Genomic DNA, 4,711 nt, shown 5'->3' on the forward strand with positions numbered 1-4,711 from the left:
ATCTTCATGAGTCTTCTAGCTCGGACCTGTATGGACATAAGGAAGGGCCCGCACCTCGAGATTGTGAGGTGCGGGCCCTTCCTTGTCGGTACGGGCGGACTCAGCCGCGGTCGCCCATCAGCTTCCATGCCGTCGGCAGCGCGCCCATCGCGAGGGCTGCCTTGAGCGCGTCGCCGAGGAGGAAGGGGACCAGGCCTACGGCCACGGCTGTGCTCAGGGACATGCCGGTCGAAACGGCCAGGTACGGAACGCCGACCGCGTAGATGACCGCCGAGCCCAGCACCATCGTGCCCGCGGTGCGCAGCACCGAGCGGTCACCGCCGCGGCGGGCCAGCGCGCCGACCACGGTGGCGGCCAGCAGCATGCCGAGTACGTAGCCGAAGGACGCGCCGCCCGCGCCCGAGGTGCCGCCCGCGAACCACGGCACGCCGGCCATGCCGACCAGGGCGTACAAGGCGAGGGAGAGGAATCCGCGGCGGGCGCCGACGGCCGTGCCGACGAGCAGCGCCGCGAAGGTCTGGCCGGTGACGGGCACCGGGGAGCCCGGGACCGGAACGGCGATCTGGGCCGCTATGCCGGTGAGCGCGGCGCCGCCGAGCACCAGGGCCGCGTCGCGGGCGAAGGCCCGGGCGGCGGTGGTGGTGGACGGCAGCAGGTCGGCGAGGACCGCTCCGGAACGGGCGGGGGCGGCAGCAGTGCTCATCGGGACTCCGCGGGAGGAAAAGGGCTCGGGCAGGAAAGGACTCCGTGACCGTAGCCCAAGGGTTAACGAGCGATCACCATCAGCCGCCGACAAAGGGGAGGTTGGGGGCGTGGTGGAGTTCGGACAAAGAGCGGAACGTAATCCCGCGATCGCGTGATGCTCGTCACTGAGGTCAGGGGCGTGGAGGGCTGTTTTGCGGAGATGGGGCGGGCTCGGCGAGACTGTAGGTTCTTGCCAAATGCCCCTTGCCCTTTCAACGTTTCTTCAGAGCTGCGAGCCACATGCACGACGCCAATGCCGAGCCCCTCGCCCATGGGCTCAAGCAGCGCCACCTGACCATGCTCGGCCTCGGCGGGGTGATCGGCGCCGGACTGTTCGTGGGCTCGGGTGCCGGGATCGCGGTCGCGGGCCCCGGCATCGTCGTCTCGTATCTGATCGCGGGCGCGCTCGCGACGCTTGTGATGCGGATGCTCGGGGAGATGTCCGCGGCGATGCCCGCTTCCGGGTCGTTCTCGGTGCACGCCGAGCGCGCGCTGGGTCGCTGGGCCGGATTCAGCGTGGGGTGGCTGTACTGGTTCCTGCTGGTCGTGGTGCTGGCGGTGGAGGCCACGGCGGCGGCGCAGATCGCGAACGGCTGGGTGCCGGGGATCGCGCAGTGGGCGTGGGTGCTGATCTTCATGGTGGTGTTCACCTGCGCCAACCTCGCGGCCGTCAAGAACTTCGGCGAGTTCGAGTTCTGGTTCGCCGCGCTCAAGGTCGGCGCGATTGTGCTGTTTCTTGGGCTCGGGGTGCTGGCCATTTCCGGGGTGCTGCCGGAGACCGAGCCTGTGGGGTTCAGCAATCTCGCGGGGCAGGGCGGCTTCCTGCCGAATGGGTGGGAGGGCGTCGTGTCGGGTGTGCTGACCGTCGTCTTCGCCTTCGGGGGGCTTGAGGTCGTTACGATCGCCGCCGCCGAGACCGAGGACCCGGCCCGCAATGTCGCCCGCGCGGTGCGTGCCGCCGTGTGGCGGATTCTCTTCTTTTACGTGGGGTCGATGGTGGTCATCGTGACCGTCCTGCCCTGGACCGCGCAGAAGGCGGGGCTCAGCCCGTACGTCACCGTGCTTGACGCGATCGGCGTTCCGTCAGCCGGGCAGATCATGAACGTTGTGGTGTTCGTCGCGCTGCTTTCGGCGCTCAACGCCAATCTGTACGGGTCCTCGCGGATGATGTTCTCGCTGGCGGAGCGCGGTGAGGCGCCCAAGGGGCTACTCAAGGTGTCGGGTGGCGATGGTGGCGTCGGTGGCGATGGTGGTGGAGTGCCTCGTCGGGCCGTGCTGGCCTCGGTCGCCTTCGGGTTCGTCTCCGTACTGCTGAATCTGATGTGGCCCGACACCGTCTTTCTTTACATGCTCAACGCGGTGGGTGCGGTGCTGCTGTTTGTGTGGGGGCTCATCGCCGCCTCGCAGTTGAGGCTGCGGCGAACCATCGAGCGCGAGGCTCCCGAGACGCTGACGCTGAAGATGTGGGGCTTCCCCTGGCTCACCTGGGTCACGCTGGCCGCGCTCGGCGGCGTACTGCTGCTGATGCTCACGGATGACGCGGCGCGGCCGCAGGTGCTGTGGTCGGGCGCCGCTACCGGTGCGGTGCTGATGGTGGCCGCGGTGAGAGAGTTGCGTGCGCGGCGTGTGTAATCGTTCACGAAGTGTGAGCATGGTGTCCGTATAGCGGGCAAGTGTTCCCAGCGAGCGGTGCGCGTACTCAGACTGTGGCGTCTGTTCCCCCGTCTCAGCTACCGAACAGGGCACACCCATGTCTCGGACTTCCGCGCCGGCGCCCGTCGAAGATGTCGGCACTGCCGACATCGGCAACAAGGTCGACTCGCCGCTCACGCACGGACTCAAGCAACGCCATCTGTCGATGATCGCCCTCGGCGGCGTCATCGGCGCCGGGCTCTTCGTCGGGTCGGGTGCGGGCATCGCAGCCGCCGGCCCTTCGATCATCGTCGCGTATGCGATATCCGGGCTGCTGGTCATGCTCGTGATGCGCATGCTCGGCGAGATGTCGGCCGCCAATCCGGCCTCCGGTTCCTTCTCCGTGCACGCCGAGCGGGCGATCGGCCCGTGGGCCGGCTTCACGGCGGGATGGGCGTTCTGGTTCCTGCTCTGCGTGGCTGTCGGCCTCGAAGGCATCGGCGCCGCGAAGATCATGGTCGGCTGGTTCCCGGATACGCCCGAGTGGGCCTGGGTCGCCCTCTTCATGCTCGTGTTCTGCTGCACGAACCTGGCGGCCGTAAAGAACTTCGGTGAGTTCGAGTTCTGGTTCGCCGCGCTCAAGGTCGGCGCGATTGTGCTGTTCCTCGGCATCGGCGTCCTCGCGATCCTCGGCTTCCTGCCGGGCTCCGACAACCCCGCGCCCGGTACCGGAAACCTCACGGGGCTCGGCGGGTTCATGCCGAACGGCTCCGAGGGGCTGATCGTCGGTCTGCTGGCGTCGGTGTTCGCGTACGGCGGCCTGGAGACGGTCACCATCGCGGCGGCCGAGTCCGAGCGGCCGGTGCAGGGTGTCGCGAAGGCTGTGCGTACGGCGATGTGGCGCATCGCGATCTTCTACATCGGCTCGATGGCGGTCATCGTCACGCTGGTGCCGTGGAACGACAAGGCGGTCGCCGAGAAGGGGCCGTACGTCGCGACTCTGGACCACCTGGGTATCCCCGCCGCCGGTCAGATCATGAATGTGGTTGTGCTGATCGCCCTGCTTTCGGCGATGAACGCCAACATCTACGGCGCCTCGCGCATGGCGTGCTCGCTGGTCTCGCGCCGGCAGGGCCCGAAGGCGCTCGGCGCTGTCTACGGTGGCGTGCCGCGCATCGCCGTGCTGGTTTCGTCCGTGTTCGGTTTTGCTTGTGTGCTGCTGAGCTACTGGCGGCCGAACGACATCTTCGTGTGGCTGCTCAACACGATCGGCGCGCTGATCCTGGTCGTCTGGTTCTTCATCGCCGTTTCGCAGCTGGTGCTGCGCCGGCGCACTGAGCGCGAGGCGCCGGAGACGCTGGTCGTGAAGATGTGGGCGTACCCGGTGCTGACGTGGGTGGCGCTCGCGGGCATGGCGGCCGTTTTCGTCCTGATGGCCCGTGAGGAGGGCACGCGGGTTCAGCTGTACTGGAGTGGCGGGCTGACGGGCTTGCTGGCGGTTGTTGGGTTCGTGCTGCAGATGGTGCGGACGCCGGTGGCTGAGCCGGTGGCGGTGGCGGTGGCCGAACCTGGTCCGGTGGCCGAGCCTGGTGCGGTGGCCGACGCCGAGGCTGCGCCGGTGGTCGTCACGAAGACTGTGCCGGAGGCCGAGGCGGAGGCTGACGCGGAGGCCGACGCGGAAGCCGAGGCCGAGGCGGTTACCGAGCCTGAGCCGGTGGTCGTTACGGAGGCCCTTACGACGGCCATCACGGAGGCCGTCACCGTGGCCGTGACGAAGGCCGTTGCGGATGCCGTTACGAAGGCGGTCACCGAGGCTGTTGCCAAGCCTGCTGCGGAAGCTGCGACGAAGGTTGTCGCCAAGGCTGCGGCGGATGCGGTCGCGGAAGCCGTCGCGAGCAGCGGCGGCAGCAAGCAAGACTGAGCGATCTGTCGCAGTGCGTTGGACCCCCTGGCCGCCATCGCCGGGGGGTTCTGCGCGTATTGATGGTTTCTTTCCCCTACCCGCCCCTTCCCGAACTGGGGGCAAGCCCCCAGGCCCCCGGGACGCCCTGCGGGCGTGTCCTCAAACGCCGGACAGGCTGGAATTGGCTGCGCTGGACCCGCAGAGTGCGGCAACCTCGAACTGGGGCGAAGCCCTCAGCTCGGACGAGCCCCTTGGCCGAGCCCAGCCCCTCCGGCGAGCGGGGTCTGAGGCCGAGCCCCAGCCACCCCCGGCACCCTTCAGCCCCTCCGGCGCTTGAGGAGCGGGGTCCGGGGCGGAGCCCCAGCTACACACCCGCTCCCTTCAGCCCGTCTGGCGTTTGAGGACCGGGGGCTGGGGCAGCGCCCCCACGCG

2 protein-coding genes and 1 pseudogene are annotated in these 4,711 nt (G+C 68.7%); 2 read left to right on the forward strand and 1 reads right to left on the reverse strand.

The window, feature by feature from the left end; all coding sequences use genetic code 11:
• Positions 1-100: 100 nt before the first annotated feature.
• Positions 101-703 carry a biotin transporter BioY gene (locus J7E89_RS00090; RefSeq protein WP_214966722.1) on the reverse strand — a complete coding sequence of 201 codons (603 nt, stop codon included), beginning with the start codon at positions 701-703 and terminating at the stop codon, positions 101-103.
• A gap of 281 nt (positions 704-984) precedes the next feature.
• Between J7E89_RS00090 and J7E89_RS00095 the strand changes: the two genes are divergently transcribed.
• Together J7E89_RS00095 and J7E89_RS00100 are read left to right on the forward strand one after the other, a co-directional pair.
• Complete coding sequence (locus J7E89_RS00095) at positions 985-2,376, forward strand: amino acid permease (RefSeq protein ID WP_214966724.1); 1,392 nt, start codon at positions 985-987, stop codon at positions 2,374-2,376.
• 118 nt (positions 2,377-2,494) lie between these two features.
• A pseudogene (locus tag J7E89_RS00100) lies at positions 2,495-3,919 on the forward strand (amino acid permease); the annotation flags it as partial.
• Positions 3,920-4,711: the final 792 nt, after the last annotated feature.

This window comes from Streptomyces sp. ISL-100 (genome assembly GCF_018614615.1).
In the GTDB taxonomy this organism is placed as follows: Bacteria; Actinomycetota; Actinomycetes; order Streptomycetales; family Streptomycetaceae; genus Streptomyces.